The organism is Pseudoalteromonas distincta, assembly GCF_005877035.1.
Classification (GTDB): Bacteria; Pseudomonadota; Gammaproteobacteria; order Enterobacterales; family Alteromonadaceae; genus Pseudoalteromonas; species Pseudoalteromonas distincta.
Genome location: NZ_CP040558.1, coordinates 921,982 through 946,549 on the forward strand (window position 1 = coordinate 921,982; position 24,568 = coordinate 946,549).

23 protein-coding genes are annotated in these 24,568 nt (G+C 38.8%); 13 read left to right on the plus strand and 10 right to left on the minus strand.

The features are described from left to right. Positions 1 to 291: 291 nt before the first annotated feature. Positions 292 to 1,716, minus strand: coding sequence for a sugar porter family MFS transporter (locus FFU37_RS04070; RefSeq protein ID WP_138488772.1), 1,425 nt, complete (start codon positions 1,714 to 1,716; stop codon positions 292 to 294). Between the two features lie 390 nt (positions 1,717 to 2,106). Between FFU37_RS04070 and FFU37_RS04075 the strand changes: the two genes are divergently transcribed. The 3 genes from FFU37_RS04075 (at position 2,107) to FFU37_RS04085 (ending at position 3,223) form a co-directional block, all read left to right on the plus strand. Beyond that, the gene (locus FFU37_RS04075; RefSeq protein ID WP_138488773.1) at positions 2,107 to 2,349 is read left to right on the plus strand and encodes a hypothetical protein; all 243 of its coding nucleotides are present in this window, start codon (positions 2,107 to 2,109) and stop codon (positions 2,347 to 2,349) included. 109 nt (positions 2,350 to 2,458) lie between these two features. Continuing rightward, a complete protein-coding gene (locus tag FFU37_RS04080; RefSeq protein WP_239022712.1) occupies positions 2,459 to 2,845 on the plus strand; it encodes a hypothetical protein in 387 nt (128 codons plus the stop codon). Positions 2,846 to 2,932: 87 nt separating this feature from the next. Then, positions 2,933 to 3,223, plus strand: coding sequence for a hypothetical protein (locus FFU37_RS04085; protein WP_138488775.1), 291 nt, complete (start codon positions 2,933 to 2,935; stop codon positions 3,221 to 3,223). A gap of 157 nt (positions 3,224 to 3,380) precedes the next feature. On the opposite strand, the gene FFU37_RS04090 is transcribed toward FFU37_RS04085, so the two are convergent. Beyond that, positions 3,381 to 3,875, minus strand: coding sequence for a phosphatase domain-containing protein (locus FFU37_RS04090; RefSeq protein ID WP_138488776.1), 495 nt, complete (start codon positions 3,873 to 3,875; stop codon positions 3,381 to 3,383). Positions 3,876 to 3,964: 89 nt separating this feature from the next. On the opposite strand from FFU37_RS04090, the gene FFU37_RS04095 reads away from it, so the two are divergent. The 3 genes from FFU37_RS04095 to FFU37_RS04105 all read left to right on the plus strand — a co-directional run bounded on the left by FFU37_RS04095 (position 3,965) and on the right by FFU37_RS04105 (position 8,193). After that, a complete protein-coding gene (locus FFU37_RS04095; protein WP_138488777.1) occupies positions 3,965 to 6,166 on the plus strand; it encodes an exonuclease domain-containing protein in 2,202 nt (733 codons plus the stop codon). Between the two features lie 135 nt (positions 6,167 to 6,301). Beyond that, positions 6,302 to 7,177, plus strand: coding sequence for a RodZ family helix-turn-helix domain-containing protein (locus FFU37_RS04100; protein WP_138488778.1), 876 nt, complete (start codon positions 6,302 to 6,304; stop codon positions 7,175 to 7,177). 62 nt (positions 7,178 to 7,239) lie between these two features. Further along, the gene (locus FFU37_RS04105; RefSeq protein WP_138488779.1) at positions 7,240 to 8,193 is read left to right on the plus strand and encodes a surface lipoprotein assembly modifier; all 954 of its coding nucleotides are present in this window, start codon (positions 7,240 to 7,242) and stop codon (positions 8,191 to 8,193) included. Here FFU37_RS04105 and FFU37_RS04110 read toward each other — a convergent pair. Beyond that, positions 8,177 to 9,523: a S8 family serine peptidase gene (locus tag FFU37_RS04110; protein WP_138488780.1), complete on the minus strand. Its 1,347-nt coding sequence runs from the start codon at positions 9,521 to 9,523 to the stop codon at positions 8,177 to 8,179. The two genes, FFU37_RS04105 and FFU37_RS04110, sit on opposite strands and share 17 nt — an antisense overlap. A 140-nt stretch (positions 9,524 to 9,663) precedes the next feature. Between FFU37_RS04110 and FFU37_RS04115 the strand changes: the two genes are divergently transcribed. The 3 genes from FFU37_RS04115 to FFU37_RS04125 are packed head-to-tail and all read left to right on the plus strand — an operon-like array spanning position 9,664 to position 11,430. After that, positions 9,664 to 10,155, plus strand: a complete 492-nt coding sequence (locus FFU37_RS04115) for an RNA polymerase sigma factor (RefSeq protein ID WP_138488781.1) — start codon at positions 9,664 to 9,666, stop codon at positions 10,153 to 10,155. Then, the gene (locus FFU37_RS04120) at positions 10,152 to 10,892 is read left to right on the plus strand and encodes an anti-sigma factor family protein (protein ID WP_138488782.1); all 741 of its coding nucleotides are present in this window, start codon (positions 10,152 to 10,154) and stop codon (positions 10,890 to 10,892) included. Before FFU37_RS04115 ends, FFU37_RS04120 begins: the two co-directional genes overlap by 4 nt. A gap of 25 nt (positions 10,893 to 10,917) precedes the next feature. Next, positions 10,918 to 11,430: a CC0125/CC1285 family lipoprotein gene (locus FFU37_RS04125; RefSeq protein WP_138488783.1), complete on the plus strand. Its 513-nt coding sequence runs from the start codon at positions 10,918 to 10,920 to the stop codon at positions 11,428 to 11,430. A 30-nt stretch (positions 11,431 to 11,460) separates the two neighbouring features. Here the strand turns inward: FFU37_RS04125 and FFU37_RS04130 are convergent, their stop codons facing one another. Beyond that, positions 11,461 to 12,345, minus strand: coding sequence for a DMT family transporter (locus FFU37_RS04130; protein WP_138488784.1), 885 nt, complete (start codon positions 12,343 to 12,345; stop codon positions 11,461 to 11,463). A gap of 103 nt (positions 12,346 to 12,448) precedes the next feature. Here FFU37_RS04130 and FFU37_RS04135 point away from each other — a divergent pair, with 103 nt between their 5' ends. Then, positions 12,449 to 12,973 (plus strand): SEL1-like repeat protein, encoded by a 525-nt coding sequence (locus tag FFU37_RS04135; protein ID WP_138488785.1) that lies wholly within the window; start codon positions 12,449 to 12,451, stop codon positions 12,971 to 12,973. Positions 12,974 to 12,975: 2 nt separating this feature from the next. Here FFU37_RS04135 and FFU37_RS04140 read toward each other — a convergent pair whose 3' ends face one another. From FFU37_RS04140 to dinG, 6 genes are read right to left on the minus strand one after another with little or no spacing between them, the layout of a single operon-like run. Next, positions 12,976 to 13,128, minus strand: a complete 153-nt coding sequence (locus FFU37_RS04140; protein WP_076915489.1) for a DUF2496 domain-containing protein — start codon at positions 13,126 to 13,128, stop codon at positions 12,976 to 12,978. Then, positions 13,112 to 13,393 (minus strand): late competence development ComFB family protein, encoded by a 282-nt coding sequence (locus tag FFU37_RS04145; protein ID WP_002958257.1) that lies wholly within the window; start codon positions 13,391 to 13,393, stop codon positions 13,112 to 13,114. The genes FFU37_RS04140 and FFU37_RS04145 overlap by 17 nt, the downstream gene beginning before the upstream one ends. 51 nt (positions 13,394 to 13,444) lie before the next feature. After that, complete coding sequence (locus FFU37_RS04150) at positions 13,445 to 14,338, minus strand: histone deacetylase family protein (RefSeq protein ID WP_002958256.1); 894 nt, start codon at positions 14,336 to 14,338, stop codon at positions 13,445 to 13,447. Between the two features lie 13 nt (positions 14,339 to 14,351). After that, the gene (locus tag FFU37_RS04155; RefSeq protein WP_002958255.1) at positions 14,352 to 14,960 is read right to left on the minus strand and encodes a primosomal replication protein; all 609 of its coding nucleotides are present in this window, start codon (positions 14,958 to 14,960) and stop codon (positions 14,352 to 14,354) included. A 1-nt stretch (position 14,961) separates the two neighbouring features. Continuing rightward, positions 14,962 to 15,738: a sulfite exporter TauE/SafE family protein gene (locus FFU37_RS04160; protein ID WP_002958254.1), complete on the minus strand. Its 777-nt coding sequence runs from the start codon at positions 15,736 to 15,738 to the stop codon at positions 14,962 to 14,964. Beyond that, positions 15,738 to 17,813: an ATP-dependent DNA helicase DinG gene (gene dinG / locus FFU37_RS04165; protein ID WP_138488786.1), complete on the minus strand. Its 2,076-nt coding sequence runs from the start codon at positions 17,811 to 17,813 to the stop codon at positions 15,738 to 15,740. Before dinG ends, FFU37_RS04160 begins: the two co-directional genes overlap by 1 nt. A gap of 193 nt (positions 17,814 to 18,006) precedes the next feature. Between dinG and FFU37_RS04170 the strand changes: the two genes are divergently transcribed. The 3 genes from FFU37_RS04170 to FFU37_RS04180 all read left to right on the plus strand — a co-directional run bounded on the left by FFU37_RS04170 (position 18,007) and on the right by FFU37_RS04180 (position 24,176). Beyond that, complete coding sequence (locus FFU37_RS04170) at positions 18,007 to 20,349, plus strand: DNA polymerase II (RefSeq protein WP_138488787.1); 2,343 nt, start codon at positions 18,007 to 18,009, stop codon at positions 20,347 to 20,349. A gap of 246 nt (positions 20,350 to 20,595) precedes the next feature. Further along, positions 20,596 to 23,193 (plus strand): TonB-dependent receptor, encoded by a 2,598-nt coding sequence (locus tag FFU37_RS04175; protein ID WP_138488788.1) that lies wholly within the window; start codon positions 20,596 to 20,598, stop codon positions 23,191 to 23,193. A gap of 62 nt (positions 23,194 to 23,255) precedes the next feature. Further along, positions 23,256 to 24,176: a class I SAM-dependent methyltransferase gene (locus tag FFU37_RS04180; protein WP_138488789.1), complete on the plus strand. Its 921-nt coding sequence runs from the start codon at positions 23,256 to 23,258 to the stop codon at positions 24,174 to 24,176. Positions 24,177 to 24,568: the final 392 nt, after the last annotated feature.

The following is a 24,568-nucleotide window of genomic DNA, read 5'->3' on the forward strand; positions in this document are numbered from 1 at the left end:
AGGTAATACGGCAATGGTTATAAAGTTAAAATAAATGAGCGTAGATTGCTATTCAGCCTTAACTTAAGTTAAAAGCTTCGCTAACGTATTGAGCTGTAGTGATATTTAAGTATGCAATCGGTAGCTATAAACTTTGGTAGTAAAAGCTTGCTGGTAAAAAGAGTGTTTACGTATCAACAGCAGTTTAAAATATATTTATTAATTAACGTTTAGCTCATCTAAACAATCATTCTTAAATAACGCGAATGTATGTAAAAGCAAAGCGGCGATTAATATCACCGCTTTTAAAAATCACATAGATTCAAGCGTTTTACCGCGTGTTTCTTTTATGTATTTAACGACAAAAAATATGCTTATAAGTGCCGATAACGCATAAAAGCCATAAGCACCGGCAAGGCCAATGTTGGCAAGCATAATAGGGAAGGTCATGGTAATTGCAAAGTTAGCAATCCACTGCGCACTAGCCGCAACAGCAAGCGCTGCACCGCGAATACGGTTATTAAACATTTCGCCTAATAACACCCACACAACGGGGCCCCAACTTAATCCAAAAAATACCACAAATAAGTTAGCCATTATAAGCGCAAACGTACCCATGTTATCGCTAAGGGCAAGCTTGCCTGCTTCATCAAGGCCTGCGCTGCCAAATATATAAGTAAGCGCGCTTAAGCTAATAAACATACCAATACTGCCTACTAAGAGCAGTGGTTTACGGCCAATTTTGTCAACTAGGGCAATGGCAATAAAGGTTGATACAATATTAGTAGTACCTGCGAGTACATTTATAAATAGCGATTGCGACTCGTCAAACCCAGCGGCTTGCCAAAGCTCAGAGCCGTAATAAAACACCACGTTAATACCCACAAATTGCTGAAATACACTCAGCGCAACACCCACCCAAACAATTGGGTGTACTTTTTTACTGTTATCAATAAATAAATCGCGAATACTTGGCTTTGTGTCGCTATGCAATGAGCGTTTAACATCGCTTATTTGCGCATCAACATTGTCGTTCGATATTTTACTAAATACTGCTTTAGCATCGTCTACTTTACCTTGCGCCACTAAATAACGAGGCGACTCCGGAATAAACAAAACACCCACTAAAAATAACACAGCAGGCACAAGCTCTGCCCAAAACATCCAGCGCCAAGCGGCTATATCAAGCATTAAAATATTTTGCGCGCTGCCTGCTGCATCAGCAATTAAATAGTTACTTAAAAAAGCAGCAAATAAACCCAGTACAATAGCGAGTTGTTGTAATGTAGCTAAACGACCACGTAGTGCTGGTGGCGCAACTTCTGCAATATAAGCTGGCGCTAATACTGATGCAGCACCAATACCTAAACCACCAAATAAACGGTAAAAAATAAACTCCGCAGAGCTTTCGCTAATGCCCGAACCAAAAGCGCTAATAGCAAAAATAATCGCGGTGATGATCATAATTGCACGGCGACCAAACTTATCAGCCAGCGGCCCCGCAGCAAGCGCACCTAGGGCACAGCCAAGTAACACAGAGGCAACATTAAAGCCCGTAGCCACACTGCTTGAATTAAATGCATTACCGAGCGCCGACACCGTGCCGTTAATAACGCCCGAGTCAAAACCAAATAAAAAGCCACCAATAGCAGCCACAGCCGATATAAATATTACGTAAAAAAGAGAGGTGTGTTCAACTGTGTTGGCTGAGTGGGAAGGCGGTGTGTGCGTTGTCATTATATGCCCTGAAAGTTAATTTAAATTTAAAAGAGCATGATATCGTAAAGCGCTATGGCTGAATACGCTTGTGCGGGTGTAAATTGAGCCATTTTTAAAGGCTTTAAAATTAAGTAACCGCCTTTTTTGAATAACACCGATTGATTTTCAAAAAAATAATATGTTTTGTATGGGGAGTATTTGTTGGACCAATATTACTGTTCTCACCCATTTGGGTGTGTTTTTGCAATTGCGTAGCCTGTTCTGAAGTTAGGTAATTGTTTACAAGTGATTATTTGGTGGTTAAGGTAAATGCATTGAATATAGGAACATTGTCGGTTTATAAAACGACAAATATCGTCGATTAAGTTGTTATGTTTACTTCAAGCTCAGAGTGTTAATGGAATATTTATGCCAATAAAAAAATGGATTTTTCAATACGCTATAGCTCTACCAATTATTTTTTCTCTGTTGACAGGCGTTCAATACTTAAAAGGCAGAAGTCTAGAATACTCTATTGAATTCGGTATTTTGTGGGCCTTAGTATCGGTAACCATTTTTGCTATTAGGCGTTTCTACAATTATCGCAAAAATATTAATTGTACTGTATGTAATGATATACCTAATAACAATCAAGATTCTGGTGGTAGGTAAACATAATAAGTAACAGTTGGCTACGTTTCGCTTCGCTACACAGTTTAGCCAACCATTACTTAGCCTGTTATCTAAGCGTTAGTTTTCAAATAAACTTATGGAGTCAATTTTGAGGTTATTTTGTCTTATTTTAATCATGTTCGTATCTGGATGTGCAAGTATTTATGGGATTACTGGTGCTGATGAAGGAAAAAGAGTCGGCAACTCCTTTAAGTACAATATTATCCATCCGGGCTTGGGTGTAACAATCATTGAACCATATAGTGAAAAATTAACTCCTATAGAAACTATTGGTAAAAGTTCTCCCTCTCCCTTAAACCATACGATAAAATTTGGGACTTCCGAAAATATGCATACGCTAAAGATCGTTGGGAAGTATGAGAAGGACTTGTATCTTGATGATGCATACTATGGTTCTATCTGGAATGGAGATGTACTTGTAAAAAATGGAGTACTATTTATTAATGGTAAAATTGCCGAAAAAATTGAAAACTAACAAGGCAAGTCATCGGAAAAACACTTGCTGGCTGCGCCAGAGCGCTCGCGTTTCCAGCTGCGTGGGACGTTATAAGCACGGATGGATATGAGAGCACTTTATCTACTTTTAATTTTAGTTTCTATAAATATAAGTGCTGATGCTTACTTTCCCAGCTGCTTTGAGTCCTCTACTTTTGAGAGATATGGGAAAAAGCTATTTATTACACCAGATGATTTGTTAAACCGTCCTAATTGGGACTTAGGTGATGGCGAACCACCAATATCAATTGGTAATGCAACAGAAAAAGTTATGTCATTTCTTCGTGATAAATACAGTGTTGAAGACGTGATATTTGCATTTGTTCACCTAAAGAGCCAAGTTTGTTTAATAGACTAGCAAATGCAAATAGTTTGGTTTTACGTTTTCGCTGCTGACACACCAATTAGTCTTGTTGGTATCTCAATGACTGGACGATTGATTGAGGCCGTAGAATGACATTTAAAAGAATATTTTTAGCACTATTTATAGTGCTAAACCCTCCCCAATTCCTTACTTACACCTCAAAGCTCTCAAAGTACTCTTTTTGCAGATCTATAGTAAGCGCTTTAGGGCGAATGCCTTGTACTAGGCTGTATACTTCTTCTTTTGTGTAACCTGCCGAATTTAAAATAAGCGCAGCGACCAAACCTGTACGTCCTGTGCCGCCTTTACAGTGTATGGCAATGGTTTGTTTGTGTTGTATGGCTTGTAATATATCGGTTTTGTGGGTGTTCCAGCTTGATGTAAAAGGCTGCTTGGGTGCTTCGTCGTCATTTATAGGTAAATGAAACCAGGTTATATCGTGTTTTTTGCACTCGCTATTAATTGTTTGTACGTTGTTTTTTTCAAGTTCCTGTTGCGGCATAAGTGAAAGCAGCATGTGAGTGCCAGCGGCTTTTAATGTATTGATTGAATCCGCTAGGTTTTGTGTTTTTGTGCCAGGGCAGGGCGTAAAAATAATATTTGCGCCGTTATTGAGTGATAAAACATCGTACGGATGCGCGCTCATGGTAAGTCCTTTATTTTTAATGAATTTGCTTTAATAAGCCCACTATAGCGTGTTTTAGTTACAAGTTTAAGATTGAATAATAAGCACAAATGCTAGATACTGTTTTTATATACAGTTGTGGCGATATTATGAAAAAAGAATTACCAGCAAAATACTATTTAGCGCATTTTAGAGAGCTTATTGAGTTTGTAACAAGTAAATGTATGCATTTACTTGAGCCTAAACATAGTGAATTTATTAGTAAAATTAATCAGCTAGATGAGCAAAGCCAATGCATGTTGGCGCGTGTGTACTCGCGAAAGCCTTATTTAGTGCAGGCGCAATCGCTTAATTATGAAGAAATAACCTCGCCGCATCAGGCTATTTATACGCTAAAAAAAGCGGGTATTTTATTTGAGCCAAACGAGCAGCATTACCAGCAGCTTTTAGCGCACTTAACTAAACCTTCTTTGGTTGAGTTGCTAAGTAATTACAGTGAGCAAATAAGCTTTAAAAAAAGCGCCGCTAAAGGCGCGCTGGTGGATATTGCGCGTGAGTTTTTTAAAGCATGCCCACAAGAGCTTGCGCCACTTTATAGCCAGTATGTAATTAATAACCGCAGTGATTACTACGAGTATTTTGAGTTTTTATTTGCAGGTAAACTAAGCAGTGGTGATGTGAATCATCAAAACCGTTTTTTAATGCGAGACTTAGGCTTAACCGCTACGCGCGAAGGACATAGCGAGAGCTTGTCGCGTTTTGAAACACTTGACGAAGCGCAATCAAACTATTTATTAAACCGTTACCGGTTAGCATTTAAAAATATTACAGATGAGAGCGACTATGTTGCTTTAGCGTCGCAGGTTTTAGTGCAAGCTGCACATGGTGCAATTGCCGTTGTATTAAAAAACAAACTATTAGTTAGGCTTTATAGACAGCTAAAAACAGTTGATAGCGAACTTGCTTTTAGTTTACTTGAAGGGTGCGTGGATGATAGCGAAGCACAAGAAATTCAAATAAGAGAGCAATACAGGCTTGGCAATAAAGAGTGGGTAAAAGCTCGATTAGAAGCCATTATCGAAAACCCGCTCACTGATGATTTACTTTATTTTGCTGACGATTTTTTAATGCGTAAGTTTAATAAAAAAACACGTTCGCGTTTAAGTGCCATGCTTGCCGACACTCAGTGCGTGCTAGAAATTGATGAACTGTACCGAGGTGAAGTAGAGCAGGGCGTAAACGATTATTATACTCGCCAAGGTATGCAGGTATTTAATACCGAAAACACGCTTTGGCAAAGTTTGTTTGGTTTAGTATTTTGGCACGAGTTATTTGTGGAGTCGCCTTATCCGCCATGCAATGAGTTTGATATTTATCCGCAAGTATTAAGGCTTGGTAATTTTTATGAAGCGCAGCAAACACAGATAAATGAGCGCTTAGCACAGTGCCAAACGTCGCAAGCATTACTTAATTTAGTATGCAAACATGCAGCGCAATACTTTGATCAACCTAACGGTTTATTTAGATGGCGCAGTAATTTATTAGAGCCACTAGAAGCGCTTATTTTAAACAGCCCTATTAAGGTGCTAATTGCGCACTTAACAGCCATGAGCAAACATTATTTACAGCTAAAAGACGGCTACCCCGACTTAATGATCATTAATAATGGCCAAGTACATTTTGAAGAAGTAAAAGCCCCAGGCGATAAGCTTAGGCGCAACCAACTTACAACTATTGATAATTTAAAAAAAGTGGGCTTTACGGTACATATTGCTGCAGTTAAGTGGTTTGTAGACCCAAACCGTGTTTACAGCGTAGTTGATATAGAAACCACGGGCGGCTTAAAAGGCGGCAACCGAATTACCGAAATTGGCATAGTTAAAGTACAGCACGGTAAAGTAATTGATACTTGGACAAGCTTAGTTAACCCCGAGCGCCATATACCTGGCTTTATTACGTCATTAACCGGCATAAGCGATAGTATGGTTTACAACGCGCCTGTATTTGCCGATATAGTTAAGCCGCTAATAGATAAACTCGCAGGCAGTATTTTTGTAGCCCATAACGTTAATTTTGACTACGGCTTTATTAAAAAAGAGTGCGAGATGGCAGGGCACTTTTTTAAAATGCCAAAAATGTGCACCGTGGTTGAATCACGCAAAGCGTTTAAAGGCTTAAAGTCGTATTCGCTTGGTAACCTTAGTGCGCATTTTAATTTAAATTTAACCAGCCATCACCGCGCATTGGCCGATGCAACGGCTACTGCTGAGCTGTTATTGCTGATACAAAATAGTGGAACGCTAACGCAGTAGGGTATTAACTTACCTTTAAGTAACTGAAATTTAAATAATAAGTAGTTTTATTATAAATTTTTAATTTATTTTGGAATAAAGTGTTTTTGAAAATCGTCTTCTTTATGTCAATCCGACAAACTAGAGGACAAAACAATGATTAAATTAAATAAAATTGTAAGCGTAATGATGTTAAGCGGTGTGTGTACTTTTACAGGTGCAGTGCACGCCGCTGATATTGAAATATCTCAGTCAACGTCGGCGCAGCAACAAACATCTACATCTATTGCGCTTTCACAAAACGGTTTAACAGCCAGTGGTAGCATCGAGTCAAACGCATCTAGCGATACACAAGTAACGGCTGACGATTCGCAAAATACAGATTCAACGGCAAATAACACGCAAACTTCAGCGCAAGAAAGTAGCGAGGCCGCAGAGCCTGCAAATTCATTAGTTGCATCTGCCAGCTCATCTTTAAATAATGCATTAAACGCATCGTCTTTAAATGCCACAGGCAATACCACAGTCAATACAGCACTTGATGCAACCGCGCATTTAACCTCATCGGCGGGTAATTTAACGACTGCAGTGAGCCAATTGTCATTACTTGGACTTACCTTTGAGCAAGCCGCTCAGCCTGATACTACTGATACACCAACAAGTGCCTCTTTACTGTCAAATGTGAGTAGCGCAACCGATTCAGTAACACAAGCTGATGCAACAAATGCGCTTAATGCGGGTGAGCTTAAAAACCAATTAGCAATTACTAATACGGCTGCAAACTCAGTAAGTTCTGCACTGCAAGTAGGTGATGCAATTAATACCAGTAATGAAGTAGTAAGCAGTGTTCAGCAATCTTTAATTGCCAATGTGCAAGACAGTACGGTTAGTAGTTTACAAAGCACGGTACAGCAAAGTGTTAGCGGGCAGGTGAGTGCAGCGGTTACGGATCAAATTAGTAACGATGTAGCACTTAGCACTGCAAGTGAAGTAGTAACCAACATTACTAACGACTTAGACCTAGGCCTTTAATACGCCGCGTGTTTGCACAAATGCCGAATGGGGAAACCTATTCGGCCTGTTGGAGAATAAATATGAAAGCAGTTATAACCGCCACATTGTGTGTTTTTAGTGCCCAAGCGGTGCTTGCACAAACCAACCACGTTAAAACACCTGAGCAAAATAAACCCTTTAAAAGTAGCCTTGAAGTAAATGCAGATGCAGAAGTTGGGGTTTTAAGTAATTCGGCGCTCTCTGTTCAGGAGCTTGACGATATTTCGTCACAAAGCGACAGCGGCATAAAAACCGCAGCAGGTGTTAATGCAAAATGGCAATTAACCAAAGGCGCTAAATTAGCCTCAAGCTATAAGTTTGAGCAACAAGACTACGATGAATTTGATCAATACGATTTAGACCTTCATCAATATGGTTTAGATGGCAGTTATAGCTTTAATAGCCATGAGGTAGGAGTTCGTTACGATGGTGCAAAAGCAAATGTAGATGGCGAACCATTTTTACATTTTAATCAAGCTAGTGCTTACTATGGCCACTTTTTAAACCCGCATACGTATTTGCGTATGAGCATAAAAACCAAAGCTAAACGTTTTGCTACTGCAAAAGCACGTAATGCCGATGGCGTAGGCGGCGATGTAGCGCTTTATCATTTTATAAATAATGGCCAAACCATGCTAATGGCAGCGCTAAGTGCCGATAAAGAAAACGCCGACGACAACCAATACGACTTTAACGGTTACGGTTTTACTACTAAAGTTACGCACAAATTTACGGCCTTTAATGTGGCTAACAAAGTGGGGGCTGGCTGGCGTTATCAAAATAAAGATTACGATGAGCAAACAACGGATGATTTTTTTGAGCAAATACCGTCGCGAGATGAGCACCGAAATGTAGTCAATGCGTTTTATAACCTAGCTGTGTTTGAGCACGTAACGCTAATAGCCGAGGCTGAATATGGCGATTATCAATCAAAGCTTAGTAGTAATACCTATACGCAATCGGTTTTATCGGCGTCAGTTAAAGTGCACTTTTAGGTGGGTAAATGGCGCCATAACCAAAGGTGGTGTCTTTGCCTTGCTCGCCTAAATCGACGGCCAGCGATGTAAGCTCGTTAAGTGCTTTGGTTTTATTATTACCATGCTTTAACAATAAACAACTTAATGCCGCGCTTACATGCGGCGCCGCCATTGACGTACCCGACTCCCTCCCAAATTTTCCATTGCCTTGGCTTGTAACAACATTTACACCAAGGGCTGCAAAGTCTATGTAATCGCCTTTATTTGACCATCTATAAATGTGGTTTTTTGAATCAATAGCACTTACCGCTATCACGCTTTTATACGCGCCTGGGTATAACGGCTGCGACGCTGGCCCTTGGTTACCTGCAGCAGCTACAATTAACACGTTTTGTTTTATTGCAGCAGTAATACTTGCTTCTAAAACTGCGTTATTTGGCCCCGTTAGGCTCATATTTATTACGGGTATTTTATTGCTGACTAGCCAGTTAAGTGCCTCTACTATGGCAAATAATGTAGCCCCATGTGCATATTCAGATTGCCTATAAAACACCTCGGCACTGTAAAGCTTGGCACTGCTTAAAAGCGGGCTGAGCGTTGCTCCTTTACCTGTAATTAACCCCGCTATGGCGGTGCCGTGTAAATTTGGCGAGCTTAACCCTTTAGGTAAAAAGCTTTGCGTGGTGATATTTGCGCCTTTAAAAGCGCTGTGTTTGGTATTAATGGCGCTGTCGATCATGCCAATTTTTACGCTTTGTGTGCAGTAAGGCGCAACAGGCTTATTTTGTGTTACTTTTGCGGTAGGCTCGCCTGTTTGCGCTTGGTATATGTGGTTTCGGTCAAGTATTGCAGACTCATCTAAGTTAAGCGCTTTTAATAACTCACTTTTAGAATTAACACCTTGGGGCACGTTAAAGCGCACTAAGCTCATGTTAAGTGCGTTGTAATTTTTTACCGATACAATGGTTACATTTTGCTGCTTTAGGGTATTAAGCTGTTGGCTATTTGCCATTAATAACCACTGGCGCTCTATTGCTCTAAAGCCGTTTTCTAGCTCTACTTCAACAAATGCGGTGTTTTGGCTATTTATATTAATGTTAAGCACATTGGGTAAGCTGCTAATTGGCTCACTAATTTGCGCTTTGAGTTCATCAATCGATATTTGTGGAACAGGCACCGGAAGCGGCAGGCGTTGTGCTCGCTCTATAGTTTGTTCAATACGCTGCTCTATTGGGTTTAGCTGCCCAAGCACCTGATCGACTTTTACTATATTGGCTGAACTCGTTGCGCTAAATATACAAAGCGAAGCGGCTATTATGTCTTTAACGCGTGTGTTTTTAATATTCATAGTGGGTTACTTCTATTAAATTTATCATGCTGGTTAGTTAACGTTTAACACATAGAAATATTTCATTATTTAAATTATTTTGATTATTTGGGAATAAATGTTTTTTTGAATCGTCTTCTTTATAAAAGGGGTAAAAATCAATGAACGAAACTCTAAAAACCTTATTGCCCATGCTTAGGCGTTTTGCCTATTCGCTAACGGGTAGTAAAGCAGATGCAGACGATGTAGTGCAAATAACAATTGAAAAACTATTAGTAAAAGGCATTCCGGATGACGTTGAGCCTGCTAAATGGGCATTTAAAATTTGCCGTAATGTGTGGATAGACGAATACCGCTCACGCAAGGTAAGGCAAAATAAGGCTCAGGCCGATATTTTACCAGAGCCAATATCAAGTAATGAGCACCAAACACTCGAAAACAAACAAATGCTTAAAAATGTAAATACAGCACTTGGGCAATTACCCGAAGAGCAACGCGCCATAGTATCGCTGGTGGCAGTGCAGGGCATGGCCTATAAAGAGGTAGCACATACGCTAGATATACCTATAGGTAGTGTAATGAGTAAATTATCGCGTGCACGCAGTACACTTTATAACTTAATAAAACCCGACTTTAAAAAGGAGCAAGTATGAACATTAACGACGAAACACTTAGCGCCTTTTTAGACTCAGAACTAAGCGAGCACGAAATGGAGCAAGTGCGCAAAGCCCTTGAAACCGATGATGAGCTAGTAATGCGACTTGCAGAGCTAAGCGAAGTAGACATGCGAGTAAAAGAGCACGCAACAAGTATTGACGACGCACCACTTAGTGACTCATTAGCTAAAACGGTTGCAAAGCTTGATATGGCAACGACAAAAAACACGCAAAACAGTAATGTAGTAACGTTAACGCCTTGGCAAAAGGTTAAGCAATCGGCTAATAAAAGTTTAGCAATAGCAGCAAGCGTTGCTGTGGTATTTGGTATTGCAATGACGAGCTATTTACAACCCAATGAGTCGCAAAATTTAGTAGCCAGTAATATAGCCACAGCACTTAATACGCAGCTAAGTAGTGGTGTGTTTGAGCAAAGTGATGGCTCAGTATTTAGCGCACAGCTTAGTTTTAAGAATCAGCAAGGTGAGCTTTGTAGGCAGTATGCACTAAGCTCAAATAATACAACGCAAACGAGCATTGCTTGTAAAACGCAAAGCGGTTGGCAAATTAAAGCGCAATCAGCCACGCAGCAAAGTAACAATGGCGCGCAATATCAAACGGCGTCTAATAACAGTGACTTAGATGCTGTTATAGATAACATGATCAGCGGCGCACCACTAGATAGAGCGCAAGAGCAGCAAGCAATTAGCGCAAAGTGGCAGTTAAACAAATAATAATGTGTATAAAACGAGGTGAACTATGAAAACATCTATTTTAATTATCAGTATTTTACTTATGGCGGGCTGTGCATCTAAACCTGATTACCGCGCCGCAAATAATGGCTCACAAGGTTACAGCGAGCAAAAAATTAGCGACGATCAATACCGCGTCGAGTTTAAAAGCGTATCAAACAACGTCGCAGATGCCGGTGACTATGCATTATTACGCGCGGCTGAGCTTACACAAGCACAAGGCTACGACTGGTTTTTTGTAACTAATAAAGAAACCTTTGTTGAGTCTAAATCGCAAGCCCCCACGTCATCTATTAGTGCATCACAAAGCCAGCAATATGAGCGAAGCTGCGGTTTATTAACCTGCGAAACACGCGTACGTCCGACAAGCAGCGTAGGCGTACAAGTGAGCAACAATGATAAACGCAAAGAAGTGCACACCTTAATTGATATTAAAATGGGTAAAGGGATAAAACCAAGCGACAACAGCTTTAGCGCCCAAGACTTAATTGAAAATTTAAGCAAAAAGGCGCAAAAGTAAGCGTTTGGTAAAAGCGCTTGATATAAGCACTTAGCTTGTTTTAGCTAAGTGCTTTTTTCGTGGTAAAAAACCAGTAACCAACATAGTACCCACAATAACAAATAATGCGCCGAGTAACGTATTTGGCCCAATTTGCTCATCTAAAATTAAATGCCCCCAAAAAATGCCAAATAGTGGAATTAAAAACGTGACTGTTAACGCTGAGGTAGGGCCTATATCTTCGATTAATTTAAAAAATAAAATATAAGCAAGTGCAGTACACATTACTCCTAATACAAGTACACCTAGCATAACGTTGGTGCTTGGTATTTCACGCATTGGCATAAATAAGATAAGCGGCAATACCATAAAGCTTGAAGCCCACATTGAGCCATGGGCGTTATCGAATGGGGCCAGTTTAGGCGCGTTTTTAGTGTAATGCGATGCAATGGCATAGCAAAGTGATGCGCTTAATGCTGCGACTAAGGCCCAAATTGATTGGCTATTTAACACAAAATGATTTTGCCCAACCAAAATAACTACGCCAATTAAACCCAGCAGTAAACCAATCACCATACTTTTATTGGGCTTTGTTTTTGTCCATAAAATTCCAACAACAACACCCCATATTGGTGTTGTAGAATTTAAAATTGAGAGTGTGGATGCGCTGATAGTTTGGGCTGCGTAAGCAAAAAATAAAAACGGCAGAGCAGAATTAAACGCGCCTATAATAAAAAAGTGTTTTTTATGTTGGACAAACGCTAAGCTGCGCTTTAAGTAAAGCGCCACAATAAAGAGGGTGAGTGCGGCAAAGCCAACTCTAAATTCTATTAACACCGCTGGGCCTAAGCTGTTAGCTGCCATTCGCATAAATAAAAATGACGCGCCCCAAATTGCAGCCAGAAAAAATAACCGAAGTAAACTTGCTAAGCTCATGATAGTATTTTAATTATACAAACAGGATTACACAATAGCAGGCTTTGCAAAGAGTGTAAGCCAGATTCGGTACTCGCATATAAAAAATAATAAAGGACTAGTTATGGCTAAATGTATATCGGTTGCAGCAATTTTGGCTGTAGGTTTATTAGGTGGGTGTGGGTCGACCCCTGTTAGCCTATACAGCGACAATACAATGAAGAAAAAAGAATACAATGGTATTAAAGCGTATAAAAAGGGGCTGTACGAGCAAGCTTTTTATGATTTAAAAGAGCCGGCAGCACTTGGCTATAAAAGTGCACAATATACGTTGGCATTCATGTTTTTAAAAGGCCAATACTTGGAGCAATCTACTAAACTCGGAATGGGCTGGCTAGGTGTTGCAAAAGAAGCGGGGGTCGAAAATTGGTCTGCGCAATACGATGCATTTTACAGTGCAGCGACTACGCAGCAAAAACAACAAATAGACGAAACAGTTGCGTTGTATATAACGCAATTTGGCGTTAAAGCACAAAATATGACCTGTCGGCGTTCAGCTTCGCCTAGGCGTACATTTGGTGAAGTTAAAATTGATTGCACTAAGCACGAAGGTAGCGTTACCGAGCACGACATACAAATAATAGAATAGAGTTATGACTTTTCTAGCTTCTTTTCAAAGTCGCTTTTAACTATTTCAAGTGCTTTAAGTACTTCTTCTGGAGCAACATCGTGTTGCTCTAGTATCATAATTAAATCTACTGCAAGTTTAATATGTGTAGGGGCTTGATCAAGTGGACTTGTCATTTAACTCTTTCTTTTTTGATATTTGGCTAATGGCAACGTTTATTGCGGTTTGTACACGTTGTTCCATATGTATGCGTTCTGATTGCGGTAAATAAAACGCCATATCTACATCGTAGCGAATATATCGTGGCGGGAGCTGATTTAGTACCGTACAACAAAAGTCAGCCATTACATCTTCATCATATTTTTCATCAAGTTTAAGTTTGATAACTTCCTCGACTACAATCTTTTCGTAATAGTTGTGTATGTCTTCGTGTAATCGCATATTCCCACCGCTTTAAAATAATCCGTTTAATTGAGTCTATACTATGGCTTGCTATAAATCGATAGCGGCTTTAAATAGTTGTTTATGAACATTAATTAGTGAGCTCAAATTACGCTGATAACCTCCGCCTAGGCCGCACATTAGTGGGATTTGGTGTTGCTTACAAAAGTTGAGAGTAAAAAAGTCGCGTTTATATACGCCATCTATTGATACATCAAACAAGCCTAACTCGTCTTTTGTGTAAATATCAGCACCTGCATTATACAAAATAATATCGGGGTTATGAATACGCACGCAAAAATCGAGTGCTTGCTCTAATGTAGCAAGGTACTCAGCGTCGGTTGTTTTAGCGGGCAATGCAAAATCGTAGGTGGACTCTTGCTTATTACGAGGGAAATTTTGCTCACAATGAATTGAGCAGGTAATAATTTGGTCATGATTTTGAGTGATTTGTGCTGTGCCATCGCCTTGGTGTACGTCGCAATCAAAAATTAAAACAGTGTCGGCTTGCTCTGTATTTATTAAATGTGCTGCTGCAATAGCTAGATCGTTAAAAATACAAAAACCGCTACCGTAATCACTGTATGCATGATGATAGCCACCACTTAAATTAGCCGAAAAACCATGTTTTAGCGCGTGTTCACTACTTTGGATGCTTGCCCCAACTGATAGTAATGTGCGCTCTACCAATTCATTTGAATAAGGAAAGCCCATTTTTTTTATGGCTTTATTGCTAAGCGTGCCGTTTAAAAAGTTATTTATATAAGTTTGATTATGACATAGTGAAAGTTGAGATTTGGTTGCTTTTTTAGGCTCTTGAAAGTGAATAGCCGAAACACCTAGGTTTTCTATTTCGGTTTTAAGTAACTTGTACTTTTGAATAGGGAATCGATGACGTTCTGGGAGTATAAGGTCTGAATACAATGGATGATAATAAAGCTGCATAGTAAAGTGCGCCTTAACGCAGCTGCTGTTTTTCTACTTGTTGAATTTTATCTTCGGTGGCAGAAATTGCTTTTCTGCAGCGGCCTAATCGAGCGTGTGTGCTTAATATTTCAAGGTTAAGCTTTTGTGCTTTAGCAGGCGAGGCTTTATCCATTTGCATTTTTCGCTCTTCAATCATGAGCACTAAACGGCGTTCAAACTCATGGTTTTGTTTTAACTCGTCGTAAAGCTCATGGGATGATTGCATTATTTTTTGCACAGCTTGCTTATAAACGGTTTGCTTAGGGCGTGGTTTATAATGGCTTTTGTTTTCTTTAACCCAAATAGGGGTAGATTTAATAACATTGAATACAGCTTGTATTTGAGCTGCAATACGTTCAAGCGCGTAGGTATAAGCATGGCGATGCTCGCTTGGCGGTAACCTTGAAACTTCATCTTCTATTTCTATCACGTAATCGACTAGGTTCATGCTTTTGGTACTAAAAACTGCGCGGTCAAACAAGCTAGGTTGTGCTTGCATGTAACGATTTTTAGAAAAAAGTTTAGCTTTATCAAATTGCTCAGCTTGTTGTTTTAGCGTTGCAACTTGTTGACGTAGTTTATCTAAAGCCATTGAATGCATATTAAAAGTAAGCCTCGTAAATTAGTTTTAATGCTAAAAGTATAACCATAGTATTAAATACTGGGCGAATAAATTTGCTACCAAAGCGTATTGCTGAATGCGCCCCAAACCATGCGCCTAGCATAATAAAAAAGCCCATTGTTATGCCAAGTAAAAAGTTTACATGGCCGAGTGCAACAAAGGTAATTAAAGATATAAAGTTAGACACAAAGTTCATTGAACGCGCTAAACCACAGTTGAGTAGCAGGTTCATTTTGTAAAGCATGCCATTAGAAGCAGTCCAAAATGTACCCGTACCTGGGCCTGCTAAACCATCAAAAAAGCCTAATGCTAAACCTTGTAGCCATTGTTTTATTTTCATCGCTTTGTTTAGTTTAGGAAGTTCATCGCCTTCGGTAGTACTTAAATTACCAAATAAGCTATAGCCAGCAACTAAAATAATAATAATCGGGAGTAGTTTGTTTAAAAAATCGATACTTAAATGATCAACAATAACAGTACCTATCAATGCACCTATTGCGGTAGCAATAATAGAGGCTGCCCAAAACTTAGGACTAAATAAGTTCTTTTTATAGTATGTATAGCTTGCCGTTAACGAGCCAAAACTAGCAGCTAGTTTGTTGGTGCCTAATGTTAAATGTGGAGGTAAGCCAGCAGTTAATAAAGCGGGTACAGTTAACATGCCACCGCCACCGGCGATAGCGTCTATAAAACCTGCGGCAAGTGCAACAGCACATAAAACAGCCCAGGTTGTTGGATCGAGTGCGAGTTCAAACATTAATAATCTATTTGTCTTTTAAAAGGTGGTAGGGTGTCGAGCATGGCTTTACCGTATCGCTTAGTAACTAAGCGCCTATCGAGAATAGTAATACAGCCTTCATCACTCTCTTTTCGCAGCAGTCTACCACAGCTTTGTACCAATTTCTTTGCGGCGTCTGGCACGGTAATCGTTAAAAACGGGTTACCACCTTTGCTTTGTACAAATTCTGCTTGCGCTTCTTCTATCGGCGAAGTAGGTACAGCAAACGGAATTTTAGTAATTATTAAGTTCTCTAAATATTTACCAGGTAAATCAAGACCTTCCGAAAGGCTCTGGGTTCCAAATAAAATACTGCCTTTGCCTTCGTCTACATTTTTAGTGTGTAATTTAAGCAACGCTTCTCGCGACATCTCACCTTGTACTAATAAGTTAAAACCTTTTGTTCTAAGAAACTTTGTTACGTGGTCCATTTGCCAGTAAGAAGCGAATAGTACAAGGTTCGCTTTTTTATCATTTAGGTACTCTGGTAAAGTTTTAGCTAGGTGATCACTAAAGTCTTTATCGGTAGGTTCTACTTTAGATACCGGAATACGTAAAGTGGCTTGTTTTGGGTAATCAAAAGGAGAAGGTACTTTAATAAATTTAACGCCTTCTTCTTTAGCAAGCCCTGTTTCGTAAGCAAAGTGATCAAACGAGCCCAGTGCACTTAATGTAGCAGAGCACAAAACAGCGCCCGCGCATTCTCGCCACAATTTATCTTTTAAGTAATAACCGACCTCGATAGGGCAGTCGCTTAATAAGTGATCGTGATGGCTTTTATATTCAAGACGTTTTATCCACCGTGCATGGGGAGCACCTTCGCCTTTTTTTGCGTAACTAAACCATAGTTTGTTTAGTTGCTCTAAGCGGTTTATGTATTGACCGCTTTCGCCTAGTAATGGGTCGGCAACGTAAGGTTTTATATCGCCGTCGCTTACATCTTGGGTAAGGGTGTCGTGCATTTTGTTTAAACAGCGCAGCGCATCTTGTGTGGCTTCGCTTATGTCTTTTGCTTTACTGTGCAGCGATTCTGGAATTTCACCGTGCTCAAAGCGATAAGTATCGTCTTTTGAGTATTCAAAGTCGGCATTATCAAGAATATCGCGAACTACTTTTAAGTCTTTATTTGCGTCGTTAATACTGTCGCAAAGTTTAAAGTTTTGCCCAATGGCTCTTTGCCCTACTAAAACCTTCGCCATTTTCCCGCTAAACTTAGTGAGCTTATCAAGCCATTCTATTGTGCCTTTAATTGTGGCAGCAGCTGATGAAAAGTCGCGTGTTATATGTGCTAAATGGTGCGCTTCATCAATTACATAAATGGTATTGTCGGGCTCTGGTAAAATTTTACCGCCGCCTAAATCTAAATCAGCAAGTAGTAATGAGTGATTAATTACCAGTACGTCCATTTGCATCAATTGATTACGAGCAAGCTGAAACGGACACGTTTGATGGGCTTTCATTTGGCGCTGGCATGAGTGTTTATCGCACGCTATTAAGTTCCACACTCTATCGGGTACAGTATCGGCCCAGCTGTCTCTATCGCCTTGCCATTTTTTATTCACATAGGCGTTATATAGCTCATTCAAACACTTGGTTTCCATTGCGCTCAATGGTGAAGTAAGTGTTGGCATAAAGTCCATTTGTGTTTGGCTATCGCCGTTTACAGCATTATGTAATTTGTGAGCGCAAATATAACGATGGCGACCTTTTACCAAATCAAATTTAAAGTCGAGGCCTGAATGCTTTTTAAAAAATGGGAGCTCTTTTGCTATTAATTGTTCTTGCAGTGCAACGGTTGCGGTAGAAATAACTAGCTTCTTTTTTTGTGCTAAGGCAAGAGGCAACGCGCCTAAACAATAGGCAAGAGACTTACCGGTACCAGTGCCTGCTTCAATTACGCAAATGCGCTGCTTTTTATGGTATTCGCCAGCAAGTGTTTTTGCTATTTCGGCTACAAGATAATTTTGACTGCTACGAGGGCGATAATCTTTTAGGTTACTAGCCACATGCTGGTGTACTTGCCTAATTGTTTTTTTTAGTGAGTCAGAAAGCATGGGATGATTTACCTAAAGTATGTATATAATTACAGTGCTATGGATTTTAGAGTTATAAGAGTGTAACTACAAGAAGTGATGAGATTAATTTAGCAAATAAAGTATCTGAGTGTTTATTTAGGTTGGATGTATGGCTTTAAAGCATTTTGAATTAAGTAAAAACTTACATATATATGTATAAGGTTTAGTAATAGTGTACTTAACAGACGGTTTTATTGTTTCTTCTCATGCGTATGATACTGCAAGCGGCATATGCTACGAAGCATGGTTTTGCAGTGACAAAGGGCCTATAAAAACAGTATCAGCTAACGAGAATGCGCTATTTTTTATTAAGAGCAAAGATGCTGAAATAGTGAATGAAATATTAGCCGCTGAATCACTTACCTTTAATGTTAAAAGTCTTGGACTAAAAAACTTTCAGCAAGAAGAAATGTCGGCTTGTTATTTCAACTCACTAAAACATTTTTATTCTGCTGCTAAAGCTTTAAAGCAACGTGGAGTTGTATTATTTGAAGAAGATATTCGACCAATAGAGCGTTATTTAATGGAGCGCTTTATAAAAGGAGGAGCTTGGATAACGGGTAATGTTTTTTATCAAAATGGTTATACATTAGTAACAGAGGCAAAATTAAAAGCAAATGACGAGTATTCCCCAACCCTTAATAAGCTCTCTTTAGACATTGAATGTAACGAAAGTGGCGTTTTGTTTTCTGTTGGACTTGTGGGCTGCAATCTAGACTGTGTTTTAATGATTGGCGAGCCAGATAGGGAAACTGAAAACCTTGAGTTTGATATTATTTGGTGTGTAGATGAGGCTGAGCTGTTAAGGGGGGTAGAGCATTTTATTAAGCTTAGCGATCCTGATGCCATAATTGGGTGGAATGTAATTGAGTTCGATTTTTCGGTTATTCATGAAAGAGCTGAAGCACTAGGCATTAAGTTATTACTGGGTAGGGGAGATCAACCTTTATATGTTCGCAAAGGACACTTTACTCGAGTATCGATTCCTGGGCGATGTGTGGTTGATGGGATAGACACTTTAAAAAATGCTACATATAGCTTTGAGAGTTTTTCTTTAGCTAATGTTTCAAATCAAGTGTTGGGTGAGTCCAAATTAATCGACACGGCTAATAGTCTGCAGGAAATTATTAGGCAATTTAATGAAGATAAGCTTTCTTTAGCAAAATATAATCGACAAGACTGTATTTTGGTAAATAAAATTTTTGATAAATTAAAGCTACTCGATTTTTCTATTATAAGAACAAAGCTCACAGGATTAGAGCTTGAAAAAAAGGGCGGCTCTGTCGCTGCTTTTATCAATATGTATTTACCAATGCTGCATCGCAGCGGTTATGTTGCTCCTAATATGGGCGATCATGGGCTTACATTCGAAAGTCCTGGCGGTTATGTAATGGAGTCTATTCCTGGGCTTTATAAAAATGTCATTGTTTTAGACTTTAAAAGCTTGTATCCCAGTATTATGCAAACTTTCTATATTGATCCACTCGGACTGATAGAAGGTTTAAAAAATCCGAACCAGAGTGTGCAGGGTTTTAATGAAGCCCTATTCTCGCGCGATAAACATCACTTACCTTTATTAATTAAAAGCTTAGCCTCACAAAGACAGCTCGCCAAAGACAATCAAGATCAAATGCTTTCTCAAGCAATTAAAATAATAATGAATAGCTTATATGGTGTTTTAGGCTCAAAAGGATGCAGGTTCTACGATCCCAGGTTATCTAGCTCTATTACATTAAGAGGGCACGAAATAATGCTACAAACTAAAAAATGGATAGAAGAGCTTGGCTATAGCGTTATTTATGGTGATACCGATTCTACATTTATTAAGCTGGACGATGATTTAACTCACGACGAGTGTAATGAGATTGGCGTGTTTTTAGCTAAAAAGATAACTACAGATTGGGTTAACGAGATTAAACAAACGCACAACTTAACAAGTCATTTAGAAATAGAATTTGAATCTCTTTATAGCCCATTCTTTTTGCCAACCATAAGGGGGAAGCTAGTTGGCTCTAAAAAGCGCTATGTCGGTAAATTAATTAAACCAAACGAGTCAAAATTAGTATTTAAAGGATTAGAAACAGTAAGAAGTGATTGGACTAAACTTGCTCAACAGTTCCAGTTCGAACTATTTACTAGTCTTTTTAATGGAAACTTGAGCATAAATGACCTTGTTAAAGACTATACAACAAAGTTATACCAAGGCGATTTTGATCATTTACTCATTTTCAAAAAGAGATTAGGTCAAAACTTAATCGATTATAAGAAAAATATCCCCCCTCATGTTCAAGCAGTTAAAAAACACCAGAAAAAAAATAGCGAATTTACGGTCAATAGAGGTGAATTTGTTACATTTGTTTACACAACTGCTGGAGTTGAGCTGTATCAAGGCTTTCATAGCTATGACTATGCCATTTATATAGAGAAGCAGATTGTACCGTTAATTAAAATGGTGGAGCCTGTAATATATTCAGATGTAAAGAAATATAACTTAAATCAATTAAAACTATTTTAATTTCTGCTTTAATTAAGGTATTTCGCTTACCACGACTAGCTTTTAGCTCTTTAATTGTACAACCCTCCCTTTGAAATTAAAAACATAGCTAATAAATCTTTGTTTGGTTAATATTTACTTAACAAAGGTTGGCTTTTAAGTTTTTTTTGTTTATTATTTGTTTCAGTCACTGTTAAATCAATGTGACAATTAAAAATAATTAAATAATAGTTATGGCTATAAAGCTATAACACCAGGGAGAATCAAATGTTAAATAATAAAGTTTCAAAGGCAGTTCGCTTAGCGATTGCATTTGGTGCAGTATCTACTGCTGCATTTTCGGCAAACTCGTTTGCTGCAGAAGAAGATAGCGTAGAAAAAGTAGAACGAATTGAAGTTACTGGTTCACGTATTAAACGTGTTGATATGGCTGGTGACTTACCTGTTACTGTTATCGACCGTGCAGCAATTGAGCTTAGTGGCGAAACTTCAGTAGCTGATTTGCTTCGTAATACGACATTTAACAGTCTGGGTTCGTTCCGCCCTCAATCAGGTAGCTCTGCTCAAGGCGCTACAACTGTTAGTTTACGTGGTCTAGGCTCTGACCGCTCTTTAGTATTAGTTGATGGTCGCCGTTTACCTAAGTCTACGCTTACCGGTTCAAGCCAAGATCTAAACTTCATTCCAATGGCTGCTGTTGAACGTGTTGAAATATTAACAGATGGTGCATCAGCACTTTATGGTTCAGACGCAATTGGTGGTGTAATTAATGTTATTTTACGTAAAGATTTTAATGGTGCAGAGGTAACATTAGGTTCTGGACGCATTGAGCATGAAGGCGGGGATCGTGAAAACGGTTCAGTACTTTTCGGTGCATCTTCTGATAATGCTTCAGTACTTGCAGGTGCATCTTGGAGCGGTCGTGACATTGTTTACGCTCGTGACTTCCCTTGGTACAGCCCAGGTGGTTCAGTTTACTCTAACAATTTCACTACATTCACAACAGATGACGAAGGAAACAGAGCTAGTAATTTTGACTTCTTTTCTCCAGAATCAACATGTGAAGGTGTAGGCAATGAAAACTTTTACCGTATAGGTGCTCGTTGTGGTTTTAACTTCGCAGCTGTTTCTGCTGATGAAGCTTCTATTAAAAACCGCTCTGCTTTTGTTAAAGCCACTTATGAAGTGAACGAAGATTGGAGCATCTTTACAAACATTAATATTGCCCAAACTAAGTCGTTTGGTCGCTACGCACCAGGTCTAGATACAACAGCATATGATGCAGCATCTTCAACTGTTTATATTAGTGAAGATAGCCCTAATAACCCAACTAATCCAAACAGCCCGATATATGACGCATCTCTAGGTTTAGAGCAACAAGGTCTAGATTATTGGCATCGTTTTGCTGCACTAGGCAATCGTGATAATAACCTTTCATCAGAGCTTAAAGATATTAGCTTTGGTACGACAGGTATGATTGGTAACGTGTCTGTTGAAGCGGGTGTTCGTAAAACATTAAATGAAAGTAACAATATTGGTAGTGGTTACATACTAAGGAGTACTGCACGTCAATATATTGATGACGGTACTTACATGCTTAACGACCCATTTGGTGCTTCAGATGAAGTTAAAAGTGCAATGACAGTAACTACTTCTCGTGTAGGTAAATTTAACCAAGAAGAGTTCTATGCTAATGCTGCATTCGATATTATGGAAACAGACGCGGGTGCAATTCAAGCTTTCGTAGGTTTTGAATATCGCTCAGAAGATTACGCTGATAAATATGATTCACTTTCTGAAGCTGGTCAAGTAGGTGGCTCTTCTGGTAGTAGTGCTGGCGGTGATCGCTCTGTACGTGGCTTATTCTTTGAAGCATTAGTTCCTGTTTCTGAAGAGTTTGAACTTAACTTTGCTGGTCGTTACGATGATTATTCTGATTACGGCTCAGACTTCTCACCTAAAGTATCAGCTCGCTATAACCCAATTGATGATTTAGTACTTCGTGCGTCATGGGGTAAAGGTTTCCGTGCTCCGTCGTTACCTGATTTAACTCAGCAACCAGCTGAATCAGCTGACTCAGTTTCTGATGAAGCTACATGTTTAGCAATTGGTGAAGCTGCAGATTGTTCTTCACAAATTAATGCATTAGTTATTGCTAATCCAGGCCTTCAATCTGAGCAATCAGATCAGTATTCACTAGGTGCGGTTTATCAATTAACTGACGCGATTTCGTTTGAAGTAGATTATTACAACATTGAAATCACAAACAGAATCCGTGCATTTAGCTCGCAATCTATTATTGATGCTCGACTACGAGGTGATTCAGTTCCTGAAGCATTTACAGTATCTCGCTCACCAAATGGTGCTGTGACCCAAGTCGTGCGCGGTTTTGGTAATGATGGTAGCTTAGAAACATCTGGTATCGATTTCAAAGCTAATTCAATGTTTGAATTTGGTGACATGGGTTCTTTAAGAACTAACCTTAATGTTTCGCACATTGTTGATTACAGCACTGACGGCGGTCGTAACTTTGTTGATGATCCAGGTGTTCCACAAATGCGTGTTAGCCTATCAAATGTCTACTCATTCTCTGATTTTGATTTTACTTGGAATCTAAGCCTGATTGACAGCCAATGTGAAGATATTACAGCAGACGGTGAATGTGAAGGTCATATCCCTTCATGGGTAACGCATGATTTACAAGTTGCATACAGCACCCCTTGGAACGGTAAAGTTAGCTTCGGTGCACAAAATGCATTCGGTAAAGAGCCACCACTTTTTGCATATGATGGTCGTGACTACAACTTTAACTTGTACTCAGGTTTTGGACGTACAATGTACTTAAACTTTAAACAATCTTTTTAAGATAGAAGTTTAGTGATATTAAAGAGTGACTCTTAAGTCACTCTTTTTTTTGGAGAAAATAAATGCATTGGGATCATTACTGGGACATAACTAAGGCTTTATCTAGTTTTGGTGATTCAAACAGTCCATTAGGATACCCTGAAGAGGTATTAATATTTTGGGAAAGTGTAGTCAAAGATAAAAAAGAAAATAAGAGCTATCTTGACTTAGGGACAGGGAAAGGTGCTTTAGCATTGTGGATACAAAGCATTTTAACTCGCAATAATATTAAGGGAAAAGTCAGCGGATGTGATTTAGCAAATATTAAAAAAGCTAAAATTATTAGTAGTGCCGATGAAATAAATGAAGCAATAAATAAAGTTGAATTTAAATTTAATACTCCACTAGAGTTGCTGCCGTATCCAAGTAATTCATTTGATTTACTTGTTAGTCAATTTGGTTTTGAGTATTCAAAGTGGAGCGAATCTTTACCAGAGGCAATGCGAGTACTAAAGGATAATGGGGAAATCATTTTAATGATGCATCACCCTGATTCAGTTATTACTAATGACTGTCGAGGAGGTAAAAAGATTTTAAGTTGGTTTTTAACTGAGAAAATATTTGATGACTTAGCTACGATTATCAGTTTAAAACTTAGTGGAGAAGATTTATCTTTTAATAAACGTAATAAACAAATTATACAAAAAATACAGTCTCTTGAGGTACATAATGACGGGGAGCAAGTCTGGTTTATGGACATAATGTCACAAATTTCTAAACTAATGATTAGCTTAACGAAGGAGAGTGAAATTGCTCTGATTGAGTTAAAAAATGCAGTCAATAAACAAATTGATAGACTAGAAGATCAGCTATCAGTTGCATTTGAAGAACAAGAGATAAAAAATAAAATACAAGCTACTCAAATCAAAAGTAAGGGTATTAAAACTGAGAGGTTTTATGTAGATAAGGCGTTATTTTCTTGGAAAGTAACAATAAATAAGTAATGGTTTATTTTCCCCACTTCTATACATCTTTTAAGGCAATGCATTGAACGATACCAACTTTGGTATCGTGACATTGTAATCAACCAATATCTACTTCTTTATTTGGTAAATTAAGTTGAATGTAACTTATACCATACCATACCGCAATCGTATTTAATCAATCTGAGCAGTTAAATACGCGCTAGCTGCGTTAAAGTTTTCAAAATAGACGACCTAATTGAGCAGATTGATACTACTTTATCTGGCACGTTATTAACATTTACCTATCTATGACTGTTGGTGTTTTATTTCGTTTTTGAGCACTACCCGTTAATTATCCCGATTTTAAAAATTATAGTTTAATGCAGAAATGGCAATAATTCCTAATTTTGTTAACGCAACATGTTGTAAAT